This window comes from Tardiphaga sp. 215_C5_N2_1, from assembly GCF_052076055.1.
Classification (GTDB): Bacteria; Pseudomonadota; Alphaproteobacteria; order Rhizobiales; family Xanthobacteraceae; genus Tardiphaga; species Tardiphaga robiniae.
Window position 1 is genome coordinate 1,527,977 of sequence record NZ_CP197240.1, and the last position, 24,154, is coordinate 1,552,130.

19 protein-coding genes are annotated in these 24,154 nt (G+C 62.1%); 7 read left to right on the plus strand and 12 right to left on the minus strand.

Annotated elements, in window-relative coordinates; genetic code table 11:
• Positions 1–175: 175 nt before the first annotated feature.
• The 3 genes from AB7828_RS07175 (at position 176) to AB7828_RS07185 (ending at position 5,771) form a co-directional block, all read left to right on the plus strand.
• A complete protein-coding gene (locus AB7828_RS07175; protein ID WP_441229789.1) occupies positions 176–3,919 on the plus strand; it encodes a vitamin B12-dependent ribonucleotide reductase in 3,744 nt (1,247 codons plus the stop codon).
• Between the two features lie 94 nt (positions 3,920–4,013).
• Entirely contained in the window at positions 4,014–5,036 is a 1,023-nt protein-coding gene (locus AB7828_RS07180; RefSeq protein ID WP_441229790.1) for a DUF4238 domain-containing protein, read from the plus strand.
• A gap of 30 nt (positions 5,037–5,066) precedes the next feature.
• Positions 5,067–5,771, plus strand: coding sequence for a hypothetical protein (locus AB7828_RS07185; protein ID WP_441229791.1), 705 nt, complete (start codon positions 5,067–5,069; stop codon positions 5,769–5,771).
• Between the two features lie 159 nt (positions 5,772–5,930).
• Here AB7828_RS07185 and AB7828_RS07190 read toward each other — a convergent pair whose 3' ends face one another.
• Together AB7828_RS07190 and AB7828_RS07195 are read right to left on the minus strand one after the other, a co-directional pair.
• Positions 5,931–6,578, minus strand: a complete 648-nt coding sequence (locus AB7828_RS07190; RefSeq protein ID WP_441229792.1) for a hypothetical protein — start codon at positions 6,576–6,578, stop codon at positions 5,931–5,933.
• A gap of 266 nt (positions 6,579–6,844) precedes the next feature.
• Positions 6,845–8,188 (minus strand): alpha-hydroxy acid oxidase, encoded by a 1,344-nt coding sequence (locus AB7828_RS07195; RefSeq protein ID WP_441229793.1) that lies wholly within the window; start codon positions 8,186–8,188, stop codon positions 6,845–6,847.
• A 217-nt stretch (positions 8,189–8,405) separates the two neighbouring features.
• On the opposite strand from AB7828_RS07195, the gene AB7828_RS07200 reads away from it, so the two are divergent.
• Together AB7828_RS07200 and AB7828_RS07205 are read left to right on the plus strand one after the other, a co-directional pair.
• A complete protein-coding gene (locus AB7828_RS07200) occupies positions 8,406–8,969 on the plus strand; it encodes a hypothetical protein (RefSeq protein ID WP_441229794.1) in 564 nt (187 codons plus the stop codon).
• Between the two features lie 180 nt (positions 8,970–9,149).
• Complete coding sequence (locus tag AB7828_RS07205) at positions 9,150–9,947, plus strand: lytic transglycosylase domain-containing protein (RefSeq protein ID WP_441229795.1); 798 nt, start codon at positions 9,150–9,152, stop codon at positions 9,945–9,947.
• Positions 9,948–10,012: 65 nt separating this feature from the next.
• On the opposite strand, the gene AB7828_RS07210 is transcribed toward AB7828_RS07205, so the two are convergent.
• The 6 genes from AB7828_RS07210 to AB7828_RS07235 all read right to left on the minus strand — a co-directional run bounded on the left by AB7828_RS07210 (position 10,013) and on the right by AB7828_RS07235 (position 17,016).
• Positions 10,013–10,381 carry a hypothetical protein gene (locus AB7828_RS07210; RefSeq protein WP_441229796.1) on the minus strand — a complete coding sequence of 123 codons (369 nt, stop codon included), beginning with the start codon at positions 10,379–10,381 and terminating at the stop codon, positions 10,013–10,015.
• On the minus strand, positions 10,381–13,602 hold the full coding sequence (locus tag AB7828_RS07215) for an efflux RND transporter permease subunit (RefSeq protein WP_441229797.1): 3,222 nt from the start codon (positions 13,600–13,602) through the stop codon (positions 10,381–10,383). The genes AB7828_RS07210 and AB7828_RS07215 overlap by 1 nt, the downstream gene beginning before the upstream one ends.
• Positions 13,603–13,623: 21 nt before the next feature.
• Positions 13,624–14,634, minus strand: a complete 1,011-nt coding sequence (gene ihpB, locus AB7828_RS07220) for a divalent metal ion exporter adaptor subunit IhpB (RefSeq protein WP_441229798.1) — start codon at positions 14,632–14,634, stop codon at positions 13,624–13,626.
• Positions 14,631–15,902: a divalent metal ion exporter subunit IhpA gene (gene ihpA / locus AB7828_RS07225; RefSeq protein WP_441229799.1), complete on the minus strand. Its 1,272-nt coding sequence runs from the start codon at positions 15,900–15,902 to the stop codon at positions 14,631–14,633. Before ihpA ends, ihpB begins: the two co-directional genes overlap by 4 nt.
• A 54-nt stretch (positions 15,903–15,956) precedes the next feature.
• The gene (locus tag AB7828_RS07230) at positions 15,957–16,493 is read right to left on the minus strand and encodes a hypothetical protein (protein ID WP_441229800.1); all 537 of its coding nucleotides are present in this window, start codon (positions 16,491–16,493) and stop codon (positions 15,957–15,959) included.
• Between the two features lie 64 nt (positions 16,494–16,557).
• On the minus strand, positions 16,558–17,016 hold the full coding sequence (locus tag AB7828_RS07235) for an ester cyclase (RefSeq protein WP_441229801.1): 459 nt from the start codon (positions 17,014–17,016) through the stop codon (positions 16,558–16,560).
• Between the two features lie 264 nt (positions 17,017–17,280).
• On the opposite strand from AB7828_RS07235, the gene AB7828_RS07240 reads away from it, so the two are divergent.
• A complete protein-coding gene (locus AB7828_RS07240) occupies positions 17,281–17,958 on the plus strand; it encodes a nitroreductase (RefSeq protein WP_089264031.1) in 678 nt (225 codons plus the stop codon).
• 107 nt (positions 17,959–18,065) lie between these two features.
• Positions 18,066–19,529: an L-lactate permease gene (locus tag AB7828_RS07245; RefSeq protein WP_120292476.1), complete on the plus strand. Its 1,464-nt coding sequence runs from the start codon at positions 18,066–18,068 to the stop codon at positions 19,527–19,529.
• Positions 19,530–19,571: 42 nt separating this feature from the next.
• Here the strand turns inward: AB7828_RS07245 and AB7828_RS07250 are convergent, their stop codons facing one another.
• The 4 genes from AB7828_RS07250 to AB7828_RS07265 form a co-directional block, all read right to left on the minus strand.
• Positions 19,572–19,973 (minus strand): DUF1330 domain-containing protein, encoded by a 402-nt coding sequence (locus tag AB7828_RS07250; protein WP_441229802.1) that lies wholly within the window; start codon positions 19,971–19,973, stop codon positions 19,572–19,574.
• Between the two features lie 48 nt (positions 19,974–20,021).
• Positions 20,022–20,969: a Dyp-type peroxidase gene (locus AB7828_RS07255; protein ID WP_441229803.1), complete on the minus strand. Its 948-nt coding sequence runs from the start codon at positions 20,967–20,969 to the stop codon at positions 20,022–20,024.
• A 69-nt stretch (positions 20,970–21,038) separates the two neighbouring features.
• The gene (locus tag AB7828_RS07260; protein WP_441229804.1) at positions 21,039–22,511 is read right to left on the minus strand and encodes an amidase; all 1,473 of its coding nucleotides are present in this window, start codon (positions 22,509–22,511) and stop codon (positions 21,039–21,041) included.
• A 246-nt stretch (positions 22,512–22,757) separates the two neighbouring features.
• A complete protein-coding gene (locus AB7828_RS07265) occupies positions 22,758–24,014 on the minus strand; it encodes an amidohydrolase/deacetylase family metallohydrolase (RefSeq protein ID WP_309945776.1) in 1,257 nt (418 codons plus the stop codon).
• Positions 24,015–24,154: the final 140 nt, after the last annotated feature.

Here is a 24,154-nt window from a genome sequence, read left to right on the forward strand (position 1 = left end):
CATGACCCCGGCAGTCCCGGGTGGCCGAGATGACGGCCAGCACATGCTCCACAGAGAAAACAGGACCGGTTCACCCGGCCAAGCTGCGGCGAATTTGGGGCAACCCGAACGTCGCTAACAGAAATCGCCGATGCCGCCAGATGGGGTGTCGGGCTTAAGACGGGGCACGACCACGATGCAGATTCAACGCCGCTACACCACCGAAGGACAGTCGCCCTATGCCGGGATCGACTTCCGCCACACCACGTCCGAGATCCGCAATCCGGATGGCTCCGTGGTGTTCAAGCTTGAAGGCGTTGAAGTGCCCGACTCGTGGTCGCAGGTCGCCTCCGACGTGCTGGCCCAGAAGTATTTCCGCAAGGCCGGCGTCGCCGCCAAATTGAAGAAGGTCGAGGAAGAGACCGTGCCGTCGTGGCTGTGGCGCTCGGTGCCCGACACCGAGGCCCTCGCCGCGCTGCCCGAGAAAGAGCGCTTCGTCTCTGAGCTCTCGTCCAAGCAGGTATTCGACCGCCTCGCCGGCTGCTGGACCTATTGGGGCTGGAAGGGTGGCTACTTCACCTCTGAAGCCGACGCCCACGCTTTCCATGACGAGCTGCGCTTCATGCTCGCCAAGCAGATGGTCGCGCCGAATTCGCCGCAGTGGTTCAACACCGGCCTGCACTGGGCCTACGGCGTCGATGGTCCCGGCCAGGGCCACTATTACGTCGACTGGAAGACCGGCAAACTCACCAAGTCGAAGTCGGCTTACGAACATCCGCAGCCGCATGCCTGCTTCATCCAGGGCGTCGAAGACGATCTGGTCAATGAAGGCGGCATCATGGACCTGTGGGTGCGTGAAGCCCGCTTGTTCAAATACGGTTCGGGCACCGGCTCGAATTTCTCGAAACTGCGCGGCGAAGGCGAAAAACTGTCGGGCGGCGGCCGCTCGTCGGGCCTGATGTCGTTCCTGAAGATCGGCGACCGCGCCGCCGGCGCGATCAAGTCGGGCGGCACCACGCGCCGCGCCGCCAAGATGGTGGTGGTCGATGCTGACCATCCGGATATCGAGACCTATATCGACTGGAAGGTGAAGGAAGAACAGAAGGTCGCGGCCTTGGTCACTGGTTCGAAGATGAACCAGAAGCACCTCAAGGCCATCCTGAAGGCTTGCGTCAATTGCGAAGGCTCGGGCGACGACTGCTTCGATCCCGAGAAGAACCCGGCGCTGCGCCGCGAGATCAAGCTCGCCCGCCGCTCGCTGGTCAATGACAACGTCATCAAGCGCGTCATCCAGTACGCCAAGCAGGGCTACAAGGACATCGACTTCCCGATCTACGACACCGACTGGGATTCCGAAGCCTATCTCACCGTTGCCGGCCAGAACTCCAACAACTCCGTCTCGCTGAAGGACGATTTCCTGCGCGCCGTCGAGACCGATGGCACCTGGGACCTGATCGCCCGCAAGGACGGCAAGGTCATGAAGACCATCAAGGCCCGCGATCTCTGGGAAAAGATCGGCTACGCCGCCTGGGCATCGGCCGATCCCGGCCTGCACTTCAACACCACCATGAACGACTGGCACACCTGCAAGTCGTCGGGCGATATCCGCGCGTCCAATCCGTGCTCGGAATACATGTTCCTGGACGACACGGCGTGCAACCTCGCCTCGGCCAACCTGCTGACCTTCTACGACACCGCTTCGGCGACCTTCGACATCCACGCTTACGAGCATCTCTGCCGTCTGTGGACCATGGTGCTCGAAATCTCTGTCATGATGGCGCAGTTCCCGTCGAAGCCGATCGCCGAACTCTCCTACGAGTTCCGCACCCTCGGCCTCGGCTATGCGAACATCGGCGGTCTCTTGATGACCATGGGTCTGTCCTATGACTCCAAGGAAGGCCGCGCGCTGTGCGGCGCCCTCACCGCTGTCATGACCGGCGTCAGCTACGCGACCTCGGCCGAGATGGCCAAGGAGCTCGGCCCGTTCCCCGGCTACAAGAAGAACGCAGCCCACATGCTGCGTGTCATCCGCAACCATCGCCGCGCGGCCCACGGCGAAACCCGCGGCTATGAAGGCCTCGCCGTCGCCCCTGTGGCGCTGGACCATGCCTCCTGCCCGCAGGCCGACATCGTCACCCGCGCCAAGATCGCCTGGGATCTCGCCCTCGAACTCGGCGAACTCCACGGCTATCGCAACGCCCAGACCACCGTCGTGGCGCCGACCGGCACCATCGGCCTGGTCATGGATTGCGACACCACCGGCATCGAGCCTGACTTCGCGCTGGTGAAATTCAAGAAGCTCGCCGGCGGCGGCTACTGGAAGATCATCAACCGCGCCGTCCCGGCCGCACTCCGCGTGCTCGGCTATCGCGAAAGCGAGATCGCCGAAATCGAGGCTTATGCCGTCGGTCACGGCTCACTGTCCAATGCGCCGGGCATCAATGCCTCGACCCTGAAGGCCAAGGGCTTCACCGATGAAGCGCTGAAGAAGGTCGAGGCCGCATTGCCGACCGCCTTCGACATCAAGTTCGCCTTCAACAAGTGGACCTTTGGCGAAGACTTCCTGCGCGACACCCTCAAGATCGAAGCCGAAGCCATTGCGGCTCCGGGCTTCGACCTCCTCGCCGCGCTCGGCTTCACCAAGCGCGAGATCGAAGCCGCCAACGTGCACATCTGCGGCGCGATGACGGTGGAAGGTGCCCCGCATCTGAAGGCCGAGCACTACAGCGTGTTCGATTGTGCCAATCCCTGCGGCAAGATCGGCAAGCGCTATCTGTCGGTGGAAAGCCACATCCGCATGATGGCGGCGTCGCAGCCCTTCATCTCGGGTGCGATCTCCAAGACCATCAACATGCCGAACGACGCCACGGTGGAGGACTGCAAGTCCGCTTACCTGCTGTCGTGGAAGCTCGCACTGAAGGCCAACGCGCTGTATCGCGACGGCTCCAAGCTCTCGCAGCCGCTCAACTCGCAGCTCATCAGCGATGATGACGAGGATGAGGATGCGCTGGAGAACCTGATGGAGAAGCCGATGGCGGCCCGCACCGCCGCGATCTCCGAGAAGGTGGTGGAGCGTCTGGTCGAGCGCATCGTGGTGATGCGCGACCGCGAGAAGATGCCGGATCGCCGCAAGGGCTACACCCAGAAGGCCGTCGTCGGCGGTCACAAAGTGTACTTGCGCACCGGCGAATATGATGACGGCCGCCTCGGCGAGATCTTCATCGACATGCACAAGGAAGGCGCGGCGCTCCGCTCCTTCATCAACAACTTCGCCATCGCCGTCTCGCTGGGCCTCCAGTATGGCGTGCCGCTGGAGGAATATGTCGACGCCTTCACCTTCACCCGCTTCGAACCCGCGGGCCCGGTACAGGGCAACGACAGCATCAAGTTCGCGACCTCGATCCTCGACTATGTGTTCCGCGAACTCGCGGTCTCCTACATGTCGCGCTTCGATCTCGGCCATGTGGACGTCTCCGAGTCGGGCTTCGATGCGCTCGGCAAGGGCGAGGACGAAGGCAAGGCGCCGGCCGATCAGAACAAGTATGTCTCCAAGGGCCTGACCCGCTCGCGCACCGACAACCTCGTCGTCATGCGCGCGCCGGCCCCGGCCGACAACACCGACGCCCGCGCGTCGGGCAACGTCACCTCGCTGAACGCGTCGGGCGCCACCGCCCGTCACGGAAGCGGAGATGCCGCGGTGGCCCTCAAGACCGCCGAGCCAGAGCACGCGCTCTCGCCGACCGAAAAACTCGAGGCGCAAGCCTGGAGCAAAGCGGGAAGCGCCGCAGCCGCCGCGCCCTCCAAGGCCGAACGCCGCGCCGAAGCCAAAGCCAAGGGCTATGAAGGCGACATGTGCGGAGAGTGTTCGAACTTCACGCTAGTGCGAAATGGGACCTGTATGAAGTGCGATACGTGCGGCAGCACGACAGGGTGTTCTTAACACCTTAACTTAAATCAAAAAGGCCGCTCGAAAGAGCGGCCTTTTTCTATTTTTGAAGAGAAGTAATCAGGAGAACTAGAAAAGCGGACATTCAATGGGAAAATCTCACAACAAGCTTCCGCGCTACAATCACTACGTTCCTCGATTCATACTCGAGAATTTTGCCACCAATGGACAACTCTCAATACTGGACAAGCATACTCTAAAACAATTCAAGCTTCCGCCTTATCGGGCCATGGGCGAGAAGGATTTCACAAACGTCCGCATTGGTGAAGACATTCTCTCGTTTGAGAATCGGTTCACGTACATCGAAGATCAAGCTGCCCCGATAATCACTCAGATAGTTGCGCGAAAATCGCTGACTTTTCTCACCCCGATGGATGAGGCTATTTTGCACACCTTTGTTGTTGTGCAATTTTTACGATCAAAGAAGCGGCGACTGGATCAAGCCGCAGTCGGCGCGGAGATCCGGCGCCGCTGGCCGGAGATCGACCAAAACCCACTTAAGGAGGAAATGCCCGACGATGAATATGAAAAATTCGCAGCACTGAACGCCACCTTTTCAAAACTGGACGAATTGGCGGGCGCGCTAATTTCGAAGCATTTCTATCTGATAGTTAAAGACTGCACCGGAGAATTGTACATCTCGGACAACCCGGCGGTAATGCACAACAGCAAGCAATATGGCCCATATGGAAACATCGGCCTCGCCGTTCCACATATCGAAATATACTATCCCCTGTCACGCGACGTTGTCCTTGCGTACATGTGCCCGCTCACCATGCAAGAGACCGAAGCAGCCCACATAGCAACCGACTCTGAGACGAACGCGATCTTCGGCAAGGGATTTCTCTCGCCGACAGGCCTGTCGCCAGTGGATATACTGGAAATTGAGTCTCGACGGAAAGAGGTTCGCCGAGCAAGGGACTACTATGCGTTGATAAAAAATGAGCGCGTTATTCCTATGACCCCGGACACTCTGCTGTTCTTGAACTCCCTACAGGTGCTGAGCTCATTCAGATATATTGCATGCACTCGCAAGACTTTTGACTTCGCAATTCGAGCCATAACTGAGAGACCGCATTGGCGTGAAGGCGTCGGAATTCAGTTTACGTGAGACTTCGAATCGTCAATTCCCTGAGGGCTCATGCCAAATTCCTTGAACGAACAGCGGACGCTTGCTGAGGCTCGAGAGCGTGTCGGATTGCTTTCCAAAAGCCTTCCCACCATTATCGACGCAGGCTCTTTTCGCACCAAAGATGGAGATATTTGTAGCTCAAAGGCTCCAACAATCGCCCTTTCGTTTCGTGAGACTCAAGCTTGGCGAGTGGAAGAATTCGCTCGCGCTGCCTGCGATTTAATTGAACGCGGCGATCTTGTCGCTGGAATCGCAAACGTTCGCCACATGATGGAATGCTGCGCTGCCATTTGGTATCTTCTGGAGACAATCGAAGATCACATGAATTCGGGCATCGATCACAAAACTCTCTATGAGAGGCTTGGACAATTGTTTGTTGGATCGAAGAACATTTTCCCTGATATGCCGCGTTCCATCAACGTGCTCACCTTCATAGGTAAACTAGACAAGACATTTCCCGGTGCGGCCAAACAGTATGATCGGCTAAGCGAGATTTCTCATCCCAATTGGGCGGGATCTGCTGCGATCTATTCAAAGCGGACCGACGACAACTTCACTACCCACTTCGGTAAAGATGTGAGGGACCACTCGTCGACAAAGGTGCTTGCTTTGGCTTCGCTTATCAATAGCCTAGAGGTGTTCACCTATGCCTACAATCGAATAACAGACCATATTCCTGCATTTGCGGACGCCTGCGAAAGATCTTTAGCTTGAAAGCGTAGCCCGGAAGAGCACAGCGACATCCGAGATTAATTTCGAAACGCTTAGCGCAGCGCAACCGACCATCGTCGTATCGGCGGAATACGATGCACTATTCCGCCCTACTCGCTCGCTGTATCTTGAAGCGCGCCACCCTTAGCGCATGGAGCAAACTCACATAAGCCGCTTGCCGTCGAGGTCGAACGTCATCCCCTCCGGCATATTAACACCGACCAATTTGAACGGCTCCGGAATAACCCAGGATTTTTCAAGCATGGCGCGAACGCGAGCAGCCAATTCTATTGTTTGCTCGATTTCCTTCTCGGTGAAAGTCCGAGCGTTATGCTCATAAAGTCCGTACTCCCTCAGGTCTTTTAGTACATTCGTTCTGACAAAATGCATCAGGACATGTGCGGCCTTTATGTCGGGGCAAGACCTCTGGTCGGCCTGCTCGTCGTCGGTGAAGTGGAAAGGCTGTTTCCGTAACAGCCATGCAGTGAAGTCTTCCGGAGACTTGTCTTTGAACTCGATCGCATAGCGCTTTCCCATTGTGCGATTGTGGAAGGCGCCGAAAGCATAGTTCATGACGTGGCCTGCTAGAGCGTCCTGACGTCTTGCATGCGCGTTGGCCCGATCGCCGAAAATCCCCATGTAAACTTCAGCATCCGGGTAGGTTTCTTTTGTGAGAGCCTCCACAAATGCCCCAAGCTGTTCTAGGGCAATTACAATCAGAGTTGCGGCCGATCGGCTTCTTTTACCGGCATGCATGAACTCAGCATCCGAAATCAATCGTTCAGCGTTGGTTAGAATTTTTGATATCATTGAGTAATCACCGCTGAGCGAAAGAAGATCCTGTAGGGTGCCCGCCTTTGGCCTATTCAGCAATCGTAGCAAGCGTAGGGCGGATTAGCGAAACGTAATCCGCCAACGTCAGGATGTTTACGCGGCGCAATACGCTTCGCTATTGCGCCCTACTCGCTTCAACTGCATTTTCCCTAGTCCCTTGGAGTCTTGTCGTGCGCGGTCAAACCGTCGACGGCCATGGTCGAGGCACGAGGCGCTGTTGCTTCATCGGAGGTCGGGCACGGCTAGGCACTGGTGACGCAGCGCCGCGTGATGTGGGTGATGTCCAGCGCCCCCACCTGCCGCATGATCGTGATGAACTCATCGTCCAGGATCTGCAGCACCCGGTCCACGCCGGCCTCGCCGAACGACGCCAGGCCCCACACGTATGGCCGGCCAATGCCGACGGCCGTGGCGCCCAAGGCGAGCGCCTTCAGGACATCGGTGCCACGGCGTACACCCCCGTCGATGAGCACCGGGATGCGCCCGCCCACCGAATCCACGACCTCTGCCAGCACACCGATTGTCGCCTGCCCGCTCTCTTCCGCGCGCCCGCCGTGGTTGGAGACGATCAGGCCGTCCACGCCATGGCGCAACGCCTCCTTGGCATCCTCACCCGTCATGATGCCCTTCAGCACGAGCTTGCCCTTGACGATCCCGCGCAGGCGATCGACGAATTCCCACGTCATCCCGGTGCCGTAGAGGTTCGTGACCTTGGAAACGTCGATGTCCGCGAAGTTGGCCTTGCGGCTGACCTCGTTGGTGAAGCCCGGTGTGTGACAGCCCGAGCACTCACGCAGGTCCTGGCGCCGCTCGCGGAACAGGGTCTCGGTATTGCGGCCGCCCTGGCGGTCGACCGTGAGGACGATCGCCGGAGAGCCCGCGTTCTCGGCGCGCTGCACCAGCGCCCGCGTCACGTTCCAGTCGTCGGTCGGATACAACATGAACCAGGCGGGTCGGCCGTGCGCCTTGTTGACGTCGACGATGCTCGCATTATCGACCGTCGAGAGAATCATCTGATGGTTGCGCTTGGCAGCGGCGCGCGCCACGGTGACCCCCGCCTCGGGATCGTAGGCGCCGAGGCTGCTGACCGGGCACATGAAGATGGGGCTGGCCCAGGTTTCGCCGAATATCTTCACGCTGGTGTCGATCTTCCGCGCATCGATGAGGCGCTGAACGCGGATGTTGTACTTCGCGAAAGCCGTGTGATTGGCGTCGCGCGTCACGTCGCCGTCGACGCCGCTCTGGAGGTAGCCCCAGTGGGCCGGCGCGTCCTGGCTGAGCACGGCCTTCTTCGCCGCCGGCTCGAACTCAAACACGTCCAGCGCATCGGCCGGAGCGGTGATGATGCCGTCCGGGCCGAACGCTCTTCGCGAGCCGCGCAGCACGTCGTAGCTCTGCGCGAGCGCATCCGAGTTAGCCGTCAACAGGGTGGAGATCGTACCGAGAGAGGTCGCCGTGAGAAGAGGACTGGCGGCGAAAAAGCGTAGGAGTTGGCGGCGCGCGATCATCGTGCGCTCTGAAATGTCCGGCGCCCCGGCTGCATGTGTCGCCTTCACCAGCGTCGTCCTGCGCGAGAGACCTGTCATCGTGTTCTTTCGAATGCGAATGAGTGCCGCAGGTTAGGCAGATTGGTCTGTGTCGTCGTCACGTCAGTGTCTTCAGGGTGGCGATGACATTCCGGCGATATAATGACAATTCTGGTCGCATGTCCATCGGCAAGCGGTGGCCGGATGAGCGCTGCGTGATCCACCATCGTCGTATCGGCGCAATACGCTTCGCACTTGCGCCACGCGTTGACGTCGGATGTTGCGCCCTTGGGAGGCGACCGCGCGTCGCGCCTACGTCATTGACGATTCCCGCGATGCCCTATCTAGTTGCCGCAGTGCCGCCACGCGGCAGCCCCATGACCGGAATATCAATATGCGCTTTCCAAAGACTCGCTGCCTCACTCTTCTCGCCGTCGCAACTCTGCTGTCCGCCGCACTGTCGCTGCCCGCTCACGCGGAAACCGGCAAAGTCCGCTTCAAGTTCTTCAAGGCCGGATGGTTCATCGGAGCGCAGGCAGGGAGCGGAATCCTCAGCTTCCGTGGTGAGATGTATCCGTTTCGCATCGGCGGCGTGAGCGCGGGCCTGACGTTTGGGGGCTCCTCGACCGATCTGGTCGGCGCGGCGCAAAATATGCACCAGGCTTCGGACATCGAAGGCATTTATACGGCGCTCGGTGCAGGTGTGGCGGTCGGTGCAGGCAGGCGCGCCATCCAGATGCGCAACGCCAAGGGCGTCGTCCTGACGCTGGAAGGCGAACAACTGGGCCTCCAGTTCGATTTCGACCTGAGCGGAATGAGCGTCTCCATCCAGAACCAGTAATCGGATGCACCAACGTCAATGCGTTGGCCTTCACTGCGACATCCAACCAGCAAGCGTAATTCACCAACGTCGAGATGTTTGCTGCCGCTGTGAAGCGGGGCGACTGCGTATCGCGAAAGCAAGCGTAGCCCGGATTCGGCATCAGCAAGCCGCAGGCGGATTAGCGCGCTGCCATCAGCCATGACGAAGGTCTCGTTCATCTTCAGCGCCAAACGCCGTCGCCGCTGGCGGCGCAGCCTGCGCTCGGCGCAACGGACGCTCGCGAAACTGCCGCGCGCCATTCAAATCACTGGCGCCGTCGCAATCGTGCTTGTCACCCTCGTGCTGTCCAACCTCATCTATCACGTGATCCACAAGCCGACCGAGTTGTTCTTCTTTGTCGGCCACAGGCTGGACAAGGAGCCGGCCGAGACGTGGCGGCATTACGGGCCGCTGTTTCGCGCCTTTTCGACGCGGTCGATCACGCCCGAATTGCTCGCGGCGCTGGCGCAGGTCGAGAGTTCCGGCAATCCCTTGGATCGCACCTATTGGCGCTGGCGGTTCAGCTTCAATCCGTTCGCGATCTATCGGCCCGCATCCAGCGCCGTCGGTCTCTTTCAAATGACCGACCCGGCCTATGCCGAAGTTTCGCGCTTCTGCATCCGGGCGAACGCGGTTCAGGATACGGGCTGCGGCTTCGGCCCCTATATTCGTGCCATCCCGAGCCATGCCACCGAGCTCGCATCGATCTATCTGGACCGCAATGTCGCCGCCGTCCTCGCGCGCGCCGGCGGCGTGGCGCCGACCCCGCAACAGGTGCAGGATCTCGCCGCCTTCATCCATCTGTGCGGTGGAGGACCCGCCACCGCTTATGCACGCCGTCGCTTCCAGATGACGGCCAATGAGCGATGCGGCGACCATTCCGTTGCGGGTTACGTCTCCAGGGTCAACGCGCTGAAGCGCAAGTTCCTGCTGATGGCATCCGATAGCGATAAATAGCGCGTAGTTTGGGTCGAGCAAGCGCCGCCGGGATGAAGCTCTTGCGTCATCCGGGATTGATCCCCTCAGTTCTTGAACCTCGCCTGCCCGGACTTGCCGTCGGCGGTCTTCAGCGTGACGCTCACCGACGCGCCCTTGGCGATGTCACCCTTTGCTTCGGCTTTCAATGCAGTCCCGGAGGTGACGAGCGGCAGCGTCTCGCGGTCGCTTCCGGATGTCAGCAGCACGGCACCGGAAAAGCCGCTGGCCGGGAGCGGCTTGTTGGCCTCGTCGAGGATGTTGAAGGTCAGCACCTTCCCCGCAGCGATCATCTCGACATGCACGCCGGCGACATCCTCCATGGGTCCGCCATTCGGCCCCTTCTGATGGGCGTGCTGCGCCATCGCCGGAACCGCCAGCAACAGCGCGGATAGGACGAGCAGGATTGTCTTCATCAATGGTCTCCGTGAGTGGCGTGGACAGGAATCGCCTCCACATGGGCAGGTGACGATTCCCGGCGGAACAGGATGTAGAGCGCGGGAAGAACGAGCAGCGTGAGGATGGTCGACGAGACGATGCCGCCGATGACAACGGTCGCGAGCGGGCGCTGCACCTCGGCGCCCGCCCCCGTCGCGATCGCCATCGGCACGAAGCCGAGCGATGCCACCAGCGCAGTCATCAGCACAGGCCGCAACCGGGTCAGCGCGCCTTCGCGCGCGGCCTCCACCACCTTCTTTCCTTCAAGGCGAAGCCGCGCGATGAAGGTGATGATGACAAGACCGTTGAGCACCGCGACGCCCGAGAGCGCGACGAAGCCGATGCCCGCGCTGATCGACAGCGGAATGTCACGCAGCAGCAGCGCGAAGATGCCACCCGTGAGCGCCAGCGGTACGCCGCTGAAGACCAGCAGCGCGTCAGCCACGGAGCCGAGGCTGATGAACAGCAGCAGGAAGATCAGCAACAGCGCGATCGGAACCACGATGGTCAGGCGCTGCGTCGCCGAGACGAGCTGCTCGAACTGGCCGCCCCAACCGATCCAGTAGCCCGCGGGCAATTTGACCTTCTGCGCGATCTGCTGCTGCGCCTCGCCGACGAAGGAGCCGAGATCGCGTCCGCGTACATTGGCGGAGACGACGATACGGCGCTTGCCGTCCTCGCGGCTGATCTGGTTCGGGCCCGGCGCGACCGAGATCTCCGCCAGTTCCGACAGCGGCGCGTAACGCATCTGGGCCAGCGGCGAGGTGCCGAACGCCGCCGGCATCGCCTTGCTCTGGCTCGGCTGGCCCTCCAGCGGCGGCAGCGGGATCGGCAGCGCCTTGATCGCCTCGATATCCGTCCGGAGTTCGTCCGGAAGGCGCACGACGAGATCGAAGCGGCGGTCGCCCTCGAACACCAGGCCGGCGGTCTTGCCGCCCACGGCGATCTCGACCAGGTTCTGCACGTCCGAGACGCTGATGCCGAAACGCGCCAGCGCCTTGCGGTCCAGCTTGACCGTCAGCACCGGAAGCCCTGCGACCTGCTCGGTCTTCACGTCTGCGGCGCCCTGGATGTTCTGTAGCGCCGACTGCACCTGCCCCGCGATCGCTGCGAGCACGCCAAGGTCGTCGCCGAAGATCTTGACGCCGACGTCGCTGCGCACGCCCGAGATCAATTCGTTGAAGCGAAGCTGGATTGGCTGCGAGAGTTCGTAAAGACTGCCTGCGACCTCCTCGGATGCGGCCTCGATCTCCTTCATCAGATCGAGCTTCGACTTCTTTGGATCGGGCCACTGGTCGCGCGGCTTGAGCATGACATAGCCGTCCGAGATCGACGGCGGCATCGGATCCGTCGCCACCTCCGCGGTACCGGTGCGGGCGAAAGATTCCTTCACCTCCGGAATCCTGGCCAGCCGCCGCTCGAGCGCCATCTGCATCTCGAGCGATTGCGTGAGGCTGGTTCCGGGGATGCGCATCGCCTGGATCGCCACGTCGCCCTCGTCCAGGCTGGGGATGAACTCGCCGCCCATCCGCGTCGCAGCGTATCCACTCACGACAACCAGCGCCACGGCCGCGGCCGCCACGACGACGCGCAGACGGATCGCGAGATCGAGCAGCGGCACGTAAGTCCTGCGCGCGGCGCGCATGAACCAGTTCTCCTTCTCGGAAACCTTGCCGGTCACGAACAGCGCGACAGCGGCCGGAACGAAGGTCATCGACAGGATGCTGGCACCCAGCAACGCCATCAGCACGGTCAGCGCCATCGGCGTAAACATCTTGCCTTCGACGCCGGTCAGCGTGAGCACCGGCAGATAGACCACAGCGATGATCAGCGTGCCGAACAGACTGGGCTTGATGACCTCGCGCGAAGCTTCGATGATCGTCTCGAAGCGTTCCTCGCGGCTCAGCAGGCGCCCTCGCTTCGCCTGCTCATGGGCGAGCAGACGCAGGCAGTTCTCCACGATGATGACGGCACCATCGATGATGATGCCGAAATCGATGGCGCCGAGGCTCATCAGGTTGGCGCTGACCTTGTTCTCGAACATGCCCGTGATGGTGAACAGCATGGACAGCGGAATGACGAGCGCGGTGGCGAAGGCCGCCTTGAAGTTTCCGAGGATGAGGAACAGGATCGCGATGACGAGCAGCGCGCCCTCGACCAGGTTCTTCTCGACGGTCGCGATGGTCGCATCGATCAGATGGGTGCGGTCGTAGATCGCGCGGAGAGAGACGCCTTCCGGCAGCGACTTCTGGATCTGCTCCAGCTTCTGCCCGACACGCTGCGCCACGGTCCGGCCGTTCTCGCCGATCAGCAGCATCGCCGTGCCGAGCACGACTTCCTTGCCGTCGACGGTCGCCGCGCCGGTGCGCAGGTCAGTGCCCTCCTTGACCTCCGCGATGTCGAGGATGCGGACCGGGACGCCATTGCGGGAGCCGATGACGATCTGCCTGATTTCCTCGACATCGGCGACCTGTCCGGGCGTGCGCACCAGATACTGTTCGCCGTTCTTCTCGATGTAGCCGGCGCCGACATTGGCATTGTTGTTGGCGAGCGACGTCATCACGTCGCGGAAGCTCAGACGGTAGGCCATCAGCCTGGCCGGATCCGGAAGCACGTGGAACTGCTTCTCGAAGCCGCCGATGGTGTTGACCTCGTTGACCCCCTGCACATTGCGGAGCTGAGGCTTGATGATCCAGTCCTGCACGGTCCGCAGGTCACTCGGCGTGTAAGGCTTGCCTTCGGCGTTCTTCGCCCCCTCCTTCGCCTCGACGGTGTACATGTAGATCTCGCCGAGGCCGGTGGAGACCGGTCCCATCGCCGTCTCGATGCCGGTCGGCAGCGAGTCCTTCACCCGCTGGACGCGTTCGTTGACCAGCTGGCGCGCAAAATAGATGTCCGTGCCGTCCTTGAACACGACGGTGACCTGACTGAGGCCGTAGCGCGACAGCGATCGCGTGTTTACGAGGTTCGGCAGGCCGGCCATCCCCGTCTCGATCGGGAACGTGATGCGCTGCTCCACCTCCAGCGGCGAGAAGCCCGGAGCGTTGGTATTGATCTGAACCTGGACATTGGTGATGTCAGGGACGGCGTCGATCGGCAGGCGTGTGAAGTTCCAGACGCCGAGGGCGCCCATCATCAACACGGCGATCATGACCAGCCAGCGCTGGTGCACGGAGAATGCGAGAAGCCTGTCGATCATGGTTGAATTCCCGGAGCGAGCTCAGTGTTCATGGGACGCCGATCCCTTTCCGAGCTCCGCTTTCACGATGAAGCTGTTCTTCGCCGCGTATCTGTCGCCGTCGAGCAGTCCGAACAGGATCTCGACATTGTCGGAGTCGCGCGCACCGAGTTCGACGTCGCGCGCCTCGAACTTGTCGCCGCTACGGACGAAGACGACGCTGCGGTTCTCGACCGTCTGGATCGCCGACGCCCGAACGGCAATCGCGACCGGCTTGGCCGACAGGATCAGGCGTGCCGAGACGAACAGGCCGGTTCGCAGGCGCATGTCGATATTCGGCACGACGGCGCGCGCGAGCGCGCTCTGCGTATCGCTGCTGCCAACCGGCGAAATGTAGGACAGGCTCGCCTCGATCGGCTTTCCGCCATCGCCGACGTCGATCAGGATCCTGTCGCCGATCCGGACGCGCGGCAGGTTGCGACGGTAGACCGACAGATCGACCCAGACCGTCGAGATGTCGGCGACGATGAAGGCCGGCTTCTGCTCGGAGGCATATTCGCCGAGCGAGATCTGGCGGTCGATCACCGTCCCCGAGATCGGCGCTCGCATCTCATAGACGCTCAGGCTCTGGTTGCTCTCGATCTTCGCGAGAAGTTCGCCCTTCTCGACGGTGTCGCCAATGCGCTTCTTGATCTCGCGCACGACGCCCGGAAAGCGCGGGGTCACCTGCACCAGCGTTTCCTGATTGGGCTGCAGGATGCCGTTCAGCACCAGAGAGTCGTGCAGCGTCTCGCTTTTGGCGGAGAGTATCTCGATGTTCGACGAGGCGACGCGCGCGTCGCTCATTTCCACGACGCCCTCGTCACCGTGGCCTTTCTCGTCGTGGCCCTTCTCACCCTTCGCCTTTTCACCTTTAGTCTTGTCGCCCTGCCTGGCAGCCTTGGAAGTAGCCGCGGTCTGCGTGTCGGACTTGCTCGGTGCGGTGGCGTAGACCCCGGCGCCGAGCGCGAAGATCGCGGCGGCGCTCACCAGGACCATGATTGGCTTGTTCATCGTGCGCTCCCCCGCGCCAGTGCAAACGGATTGCCGACCAGCCCCTCGATGGTGGCGACGGCGACGTGGAAATTCTGCTGGGCTTCTTGCTCGCGCAGGCGCGCCTGCGCGACGCTGGCCTGCGCGTCGAGCACTTCGAGCAGCGAGTAACGTCCCTGCCCGTAGCCTTCGGAAATCGCATCGGCCGCGTCCCTGGACTTGGGGATCGCGGTCTCGCGCAGGATGGCAAGTTCGCGCAGCGAGCCCTGCAGCGAGTCGTAGGCGCGGCCCGCCACCACGATCAGCATGTTGCGGTTGCCCTGGCGTTCGGCGGCGGTCTTGGCGAGGCTTTCCTGCGCGGAGAGGATGTTGCCCTGGTTCTGATCGAACACCGGGATCGGCACCGACAGCGAAAGCCGAACGGCGTTGTCGCCGGTCTCACTGAAGCGGCGCCATCCGGCGGATACCGTGACGTCCGGATAGGGCTTCAACCGGGCGAGCAGCAGTTCGGCGTTGCGCTGCGCATAGATCGCCTTCCAGCGGACGAGCTGCGGATTCGCATCAATCGCCGCGACCACCGACTGAAAGGTCGGCGGCTTGCCGGACGCGTCCAGCCGTCCAGAGACGGCCGCGAATTTCGGCGCGCTATCGCCCATCAGAATCGCCAGTTCGCGGCGCGCGCTCGCGAGTGACGACCTGGTGCGCTCCCGGTCGGCCTTGACAAGTGCCGATGCGACCTCGGCGCGTCCGGTCTCTGCGATGGATGAGGCGCCAGCTTCGACGCGCCGCTGCAGCAGCGGCGAGATCTTGTCGATCGCCTCGATCTGTTCGTCGAGTATCTGGATCCGCCGCTGCAGGCCGAGCACGCTCACGAAGGCGATCGCGGTCTCCGACAGCACTTCGAGCCGGACGGCCTGGCGTCCGATGCCCGCAGCATCGAGGCCCGCCTGACCGGAAGCGATGCGCGCATCGCGCTTGCCCCACAGCTCGAACATCTGGCTGACCTGCAGCGTGGTCTCCGCCGAGCGGGTTCCCCTGTAGGCGCCCGAACCGAACGAATTGTCCTGTTCGTACGAAATCTCCGGATTGATCAGCGCGCCGGACTGGATGCGCTGGCCACGCGCGATTCCGACGTCACGCTCGGCGGCTGTCAGACGCGGGCTGGCGGCGAGCGCGCGTTGAAGCGCAGCACCCATGGTGAGGGTTTGCGAATGAGCTACCCCCGTCAGCGACGAACTGACGAAGAGCACAGCCGCGCACGCGAAACGCGTGGCGATCTTCGAGAACATGATGGAAACCTGACGAATGACGGAGTCTGGGCGCCAAGCGCCCGGCGATGACGGTCAGGTCAGGAATTTGGGTGGGGGAGGATCGATCCCGCGCGGCAGGCTGCGACGCTCGACATCGTGGAAAACCGCAGTGCGGGTCTCGATGGAGACGGGCATCGCCGCGAAGACAAGCGGCTGTGCCGCCACAGAGAAGCAGCCGTGGCAGTGATTGTCCGCGACGACTCCCTTGTCGGAATGGCCGGTCGCCTTCTCCGCGAGCGAGACGGTCGTCGCTCCGGACGGATTGGTCACATCGAATTCGCAGAGACCGTGCATAGCGCCGGCGAAAATGTACGTCGCCAGCACGACCATCACCAACGCCTTGCGCGAGATGCGCAGCAGGCCATGGCGGAAGATGCGGGCGAAAATCGTCACTTTCAGCGTCTCTTTCAAACTCTGCGAGCGAGGTAGCACGGATCGGCGATTCATGTCGATCCGCAACAATGTAACAACGTGGGGGTATGCGCAGGGTACGTATTGCCTGCGTGTTACCACGTTAACCAGTAACCAGATCGCAAATGTGGCAAGCGCGACGTCTGGCCACATGGTCATGATCGCGGGACGTCGCTGCAGGAGAGGAACTCAATCGGACGGGTTGAGTGCGCTTCGGCCAGTCTCACCGAGACGTGGAAAATTCGTTGCCCTGAATGCCTTCTGTCCTGATCTGTCCGAGCAGGCCGTAGATGTCACCGAGCACCCAGAGGTCACGCACCTTCGGCCCGTCGAACGAAAAGATCGGCGCTCCAAGCCAACCAACGAGCTTTCCTGTCGGCGGATTGCCGAACATCGCTTCGCGTTGAACGCCATGGAAGTAGACCTTGCCGGAAACGCGATGGCCCTCCTCGATCATCAGGAGAATGTCCGTCGTATAATTCTGCAGCACGCCGGTGACCCAGCGGACATAGTCGGCGAACTGGGCATGTCCGACCAGCACCGGTCCGAGCGATCCCCTGAAGGTGAAATCTTCATGGAAGATTTGCGGGATCAAAGTCACATCCGCATGGTCCCACATATCCTTGTAGAAGGCACGGACCACCTCCTTCTGCGGCGTGAGCGTCACGCCGTCGAACGTCATTGGCTTTTCAAGATGATCGCTGCGTGTGTTCATCGCCCTCGGCCCGGCATGATGGGATTGAACAACAACACTAGCAATCGCAGGGCGGATTGGCGAAGCGTAATCCGCCGCCATGGAGATGTTTGCGCAGCGGAATACGCTTCGCTGTTCCGCCCTGCAACTGAACGGCGACCGCCTCCTGCCCCTCACGTCAATCTTGCACACGGCCCAGGAAACCGGGAATATCCCGCCCAATTCAAAAACGCCCCGGGAGATTCCAGGCCTATGAAGTTCGATGACGTCATTCTCGGCCGCCGCAGCATCCGCGGCTACAAACCCGATCCGGTCCCCAAAAAGCTGATCGAGGAAATCATCAATCTGGCGATGCGCGCGCCGTCGTCGATGAACACCCAGCCATGGAATTTCTATGTCGTGACCGGCGAGCCGCTCGATAGGATCCGCGCCGGCAATACCGAACGGATGATCGCAGGCATCCCGCAGTCGCGCGAATTCCGTACCGGTCACGCGTTTGCGGGTCACCACCGCGACAGACAGGTCGGCGTCGCCAAGCAGTTGTTCTCGGCCATGGGGATCGCCAGGGACGACAAGGAGATGCGGCAGGACTGGGTGCTGCGCGGCTTCCGCCAGTTCGACGCGCCGGTCTGCGTGATCGTGACCTATGACCGCGTGCTGGACGGCAGCGACGATACGCCGTTCGATTGCGGCGCCGTGGCAACCGCCCTCGTCAATGCGGCTTGGTCGCGCGGCCTCGGCGCGGTGATCAACAGCCAGGGCATCATGCAGTCGCCAGTCGTGCGAGAGCATGCTGGCATTGCCGACGATCAGGTCATCATGAAAAGCATTGCGCTCGGATGGCCGGATGACAGCTTTCCTGCGAATGCGGTGGTGTCCGAACGCAAGTCGGTCGAGGAAGCCACGGTGTTCGTCGGCTTCGACGGTTAGCAAGCGCTGGGCTGATCGACGTTGCACGCGCCCTATGCGCGCAGCGCGGTTGACGTCCCTGCCTTTCCCGCGCATCCAGCCCCCAACGAGAAACCTGGGGGCGGAACGTGCTTTACCTGATCTGGGCGCTGCCCGCGCTGGCGGTGATCGGCGCCATCGCCAGCGGGCTCGCCGGCACGCTCCCCGCCTCGCTCATCGGTCTCGCCACGGCGCTTGCAGTCGCGCTGGCCACCGCCCCGCAACTGTTCGGGATCGCTGACGCTGGAACGGCGCTGCTGCGCGGCGCATGGATCGGCTGGATCGTCGTGCCCTACATTCTCGGCGGCTTGCTGTTCTGGCAAATGGCAATCCGCCCCGGCGACGCGGCGATGCCGGTCGAGACGTCACTGCCGGATGCGCATGCGCGGCGTCGCCTGCTGTTCACCGCCTGCTATCTGATCGGGCCCTTCGCGGAATCCGCCACAGGCTTCGGCATCGGCATCATGGGGACGATGGTGCTGATCCGCCGCCTCGGCCTGAAGCCGATCGAGCTCCTCGCCTTCTCGCTGATCAGCCAGACCATGATCGTGTGGGGCGCCATGGGCAGCGGCGCGGTGGTCGGCGCCGCCTTCGCGCGAACCGATCCCACCGCGCTCGCGCTGCGCACCAGTCTCATCTATCTCGTGTTCAACATCCTGTGGCTGCCGATCTACTGGCGCATGGCGGAGCGCGCCGGCATAGGAGCAGACTGGCGCGAGCGCGCCAGCGAAGCGCTCTGGCTGCTCGGCAGTCTCGGCCTCGCCATCGTCGCGACGGCGTTTCTCGGACCCGAGCCGGCGATGCTGGCGGCGTTCGGGCCGGCCATCGTGCTGCGTTATCTGATCGACGAGAAGCCGGACCGCGCGGCGATCGCCGCTGCGGCACGGCGCATGCTGCCATTCACGCTGCTAATCGGCTGGCTCGCACTGACACGCCTCGTGCCGCCGCTCAATCACCTCCTGCAGTCGTCTTGGAGCATCCAGCCTTTCGCAGGCGTGCCTATCTGGGCGCCGTTGTTTCACGCCGGCACCTGGCTAGTCGCGGCGGCCGTGTTGACCGCCCTGCTGCACGGCCATCAGCGGGCCTTCCCTGCGGAGATCGCAGCCGCCTGGAAGACCGGCCGGCTCGCGGTGCTTACCGTCATCGTGTTCTCGATGATGGCCGAACTGCTGTCGCGTTCGGGCATCGCCGGCGGCCTCGCCCGCGGCATGTACGACACGTTCGGGGTCTGGTCGGTGACGGTCACGCCGATGATCTCGGCCGTGTTCGGCGCGCTGGCCAATAGCGGCAATGCGGCCAACGGATTGTTCATGCCGTCGCAGCTCAGCCTTGCGACCGAGGCCGGTCTCGACGTCGCCGCCGTCGTCGCGCTTCAGCATGCCGCAGCACTATCGCTCAACATGGTCTCGCCGGTGCGGATGTCGATCGTCTGCAATCTCGCCGGCACCCCCGGCCACGAGCGGGACGCCTATCGCGCGATGCTCCCCTTCGTCGTGGTCATCGTCGCGGTTCTGCTCGTCATCTCCGTCCTCATCGCCACCCGGCTCATATGAGGTTTGGTGGCTCGAATAAGCCGGAATCCGGTGTCGATCCCCTCAGCCGACCTTGAACTTGCTGTAAGCCTCGCTCGTGCAAATGATCACATGCTCGGCACAGCCGTTAGTCCGGTGCGGGTCGCAGAGATTTTCATAGTCCGGTGACGTCATCATCTCGATGAAGGCTGCAACGGAGGGATAATACACCAGCGCCAGATAGTCCCACTGCTGGTGATCCGGTTCGCCGAGCGCGACGGCCTTGGCGTCACCGGTCCACAGCAAGGTGCCGCCGCGGGCCTTGATCATCGGCACGGTCAGCGCGCTGTAACGCAGATAGGCGTCCCAGCCCGACCCATCGCCGTCGAGCGAGCGCTCGCGGAATCGCATCAGATTGACCATGACGACCGGGCCCTGATGCTCCATCTCTTTGAGCCCCTTGATATTCAAGAGATCGACACCCATGCACAATCTCCTGTTTCAGCAAGCCGCGGGCAGATAAGCGAACACCGGTTAAGCCTCGGGATCGACATCGTCCAGGAATGTCGCTGTGGGTACGAAGAACAGCGTCCCTGTCACCGCGCGGCTGAAATCCAGCAGATGGTCGTAAGTGCCCGGCGGGTTGCCGATGAACATGTTCTCCAGCATCTTCTCAATGCGCTGTGGGGAACGGGCGTAACCAATGAAATAGGTGCCGAACTCACCTTTGCCCACCTCGCCGAACGGCATGTTGTCGCGCAGGATTTGAAGCTGCTCGCCGTTCTCTTCAATCGACGTCAGGACGTTGTGCGCATACGGCTTCTTCTCGGAATCGCGCTGTTCGATATCGGATAGCTTGTGCCGGCCGATGATGTTCTCCTGTTCCTCGACGGGCACCTTGTTCCACCGCGCGATGTCGTGCAGATATTTTTGCACGATCACGTAGCTGCCTCCGGCAAAGCCGGGGTCTTCATCGCCGACAAGGGTGGCCGCGTCAGCGGCCTGACCGACAGGGTTTTCAGTTCCGTCAACAAAGCCGATCAGATCGCGGTCGTCGAAGAATTTGAAACCGTGCACCTCGTCCACGGCCGAAACCGCGTCGGCGAGCCGCGACATGATGTGCGTCGCCAGCTCGAAACAGAGATCCATGCTCGCCGCGCGGATGTGAAAGAGGATGTCACCGGGTGTCGAAACGGCGGTATGCACGCCGCGAATTTCGCGAAACGGATGCAGGTCTTTCGGACCCGGCGCTCCGAACACCCGACTCCAGGCGTCAGAGCCGACCCCCATGATGCAGGACAACTGCCCGTTGAGATTGCGGAAGCCCACGCCGCGCAACAGGCTGGACAGGTCGCCGCACAAGCCACGAACCGCCTTCTCGGGGGCCGGTCCGGGATTGATCGTCACGACCAGGAATATCGCCGCCCGCGTCAGCCTGGCAGCGACCGACTGGGACACGGGAGCCGGTAAGCTTGAAACCATGTTCGATCCATTCGATATCCGCTGTGCCACGTATCTTTAGCGCGACGAAGACAAGATACGCCGACACGCCTATTGCCGGCTGACATGCTTTGCCGGCAGCTTGCCGCCATTCCACTTGCCGTCGATCGCCCGCTCGATCTGCGCGGCCAGTTGCAGTAGCAGGCCGTCATTCGCCTGACGCGTCTGCGCCTGGATGCCGAGCGGCAGTCCGTTCTCCTGCGCCGCCAGCGGCAGCGAGATGCCGGGGATGCCGCACAGATTGGCAAGCGGTGTATAGGCGAAATTCTTCCACAGATTGGCGAACCAGTCGTGCACCGACGGATTGGTGCTGGTGGTGAGATATTCTGACGTGCCGACCTTTGGCGTCGGCTTGGCGGTGATCGGCGTCAGGATGATGTCGTAGCGCTCGAAGAACGCGCCGAAAGCGCGCGACGTCGTATTGAACACGGCCTGCATCGCGTTGCGCTCGGTATAGGACGTGTTCAGCCCGCTCTCCCAGATCTTGATGTTGATCGGCTCCAGCAGATCGGTGGTCGGCTTATCCAAACCGAGCCGCGCCAGATGACCGGCGATCACCTGCGCGAAATTGCTGATGTAGCAGGTCGTCTGCGCGGCGAACGCGTTGCGGAAATCCACCTCCGGCAATGCCCATTCCACGTGATGGCCGAGCCCTTCGAGCATTTTGCCGACACGCTCCAGCTCTGCAACGAAATGCGGCGGCGCTTTGTAGTCGCCCCACTCATGCGACAGCGCGATGCGCAGTCTTCCAGGATCCCGCTTGATCAGGTCGCTATAGGGTTCGGCGGGCGACCAGAACGGCATGAATTCGCCAGGCGCGCCGCCGCGGCAATTGTCGACGAAGGCTGCGGTGTCGCGCACGCTGCGGCTGACGCAGCCCTGGATCGAGACCAACCCGGAGAGATCCGACAGCGCGGGCGCCAGCGAATAGACGCCGCGCGAGACCTTCAGACCGATCAGGCCGTTTACACCCGCGGGAATGCGGATCGAACCACCGCCATCCGTGGCATGGGAGATCGGCAGCACGCCGGCCGCGACCATCGCCGCAGAGCCGGCGGAGGAGCCACAGGTGGTGTAGTCGGTGTCCCAGGGATTGCGGGTGACATAGAGCTTGTTCTCGGCAGAACTGCAGACGCCGAATTCTGGCGTGGTGCTGCGGCCAATGATGTTGAGCCCGGCGTTCCGGATTTTGCCGGTCAGGAAGCTGTCCTGCGCGGGACGATGCCCCTGCATGATCATGGAGCCGAATTCCTGCAGCCGTCCCTTCAGGGTCGGGCCGAGGTCCTTCATGAGGTACGGAACGCCAGCGAACGCACCCTCGGCATTCATACCGTCCTTGGCAGTATCGGCGACGACGTCGTCAAACACTTCGACGACGGCATCGAGCGCGGGATTGGTCCTGGCGATGCCGGCCGCGGCCTGCGCCGCCAGATCGGCCGGCCTCAGGTCGCCCTTGCGCACGCGATCGGCCAGCGCCACGGCGTCATGTTTCGCCCATTCGTCCCAGCTCATCGCCAATGTCATGTCGCACGTCCAATTCGAGATTCGGTTGGTGCGAGCCTAGACCGGATGACGGTTTTTTCGGAAGCCGTGGCAGGTGCCTTGAGCGCGCGGCAGACGCAGGGCAGACCAGCGTGCCGGATGGCAATTGCCGTCGCGCGCCTCCGGCGGCAGCGGTAAATTCCAGCAGGACGTCAGCGTGCGGCACCATAGCCGGGCCAGCATAGCCCCGGGTGTCACTTCGCTCACCCGGGCACCACGCCGCTCTCGTCAGTTTGCCGAGAACGGCAGAGAATACGGCCGTCCGAACGGGACCCCGCCGCGCACAGTCTGGACCGCCTTCAGATAGGCCTTGCCGGTGCGGGGCTTGTTCGAGGTGTCGAGCAGTTCGACCGGACCTTCGACGAGTTCGAGAATGGCCACGTCCGCGGGCGCACCGACCTGCAGCGTGCCGAGCTTGGGCACACGGTTGATGACATTGGCCGGCTTGATCGTGGCGGCCGCGATCACCTGGTCGAGCGAGAAGCCAAGCGCGAGAAACTTGCTGAGCACCCAGGGCAGATACGGCCGGCTCGGTGTATTCGCCGCGGCCACATGGACGTCGCTGGAAATCGTATCGAACACGAGCCCCTGCTGGATCGCCTCTTCGGCAATGTCATAGTCGAAGCTGCCGGCGCCATGGCCGACATCGATGATGACGCCGCGCTTCTTCGCTTCCAGCAGCGCCGGAAGCACCTTGCCGTTCTGCACCGTGTTGTTGCCGAGTGCGCTGTAGGGATGAGTCAGGATGTCGCCGGGACGCAACGTATCGACGAGCACCGACAGATCGCCCGGTGCATTGCCGATGTGGCACATCACCCGCCCCTTGGTGCCCGAGCGTTCGACGGCCAGAATGGCGCGCTTCAACGGCTCGATGCCATTATTGCCGACGAATGCCAGCGTCTCGCGCACCTTGGCGCCGAGTACGAGATCGGGATTTTCGGCGATGGTGCGCGCCGCGGCATCGACATTCGCATAGTCGATATTCAGCAACTCGCCCACGGGAAAGCCCGCAAGGCCGATGGTCGAGATGTGCACGAAGGCAAACAGCCGGCTGCGCGAATGTCCGACGACGTCGCGCTTGAACCCGGCAAACGTGTTGGCGCCGGCATCTCCGGCGCTGACATAGGTTGTCGTCGCCGAGAACGGCACAAGCTCGTCGGGCGGAATGCCGATCGCCGAACCATAGGGATAGACATGGGTGTGAAGATCGACGAGGCCGGGCGTCACCAGTTTGCCCTTGGCGTCGATGCTTTGTTTGGCCCGCTCCGCAGGAATGCTCGGCTCGACGGCGGCGACCTGCCCGAACTTGATGCCGATATCGCGAATGCCGCGCAGATTCTGGCTGGGGTCGATGACCTCGCCGCCCCGGATTACGAGATCGAAATTCTCAGTGGGCTGCTGGCCGAACGTCCCCCCGGATGCGCCAAGCGACCCAAGCATGGCCGCGCCACCTGCCAACACGTCACGTCGTGAAATCTTAGCCACTGATATCTCCGCCCCTGAACCAAAGTCCTGTCAGGCGAAGATAGTGGTCGGAACTCGAAATGTGTTTTCGTTGATTTTGCTTTCACGGCGCTTTTGAACTCCGCCGCGATCAAACAGGAGCAACAGATAGTCGCTGCGAT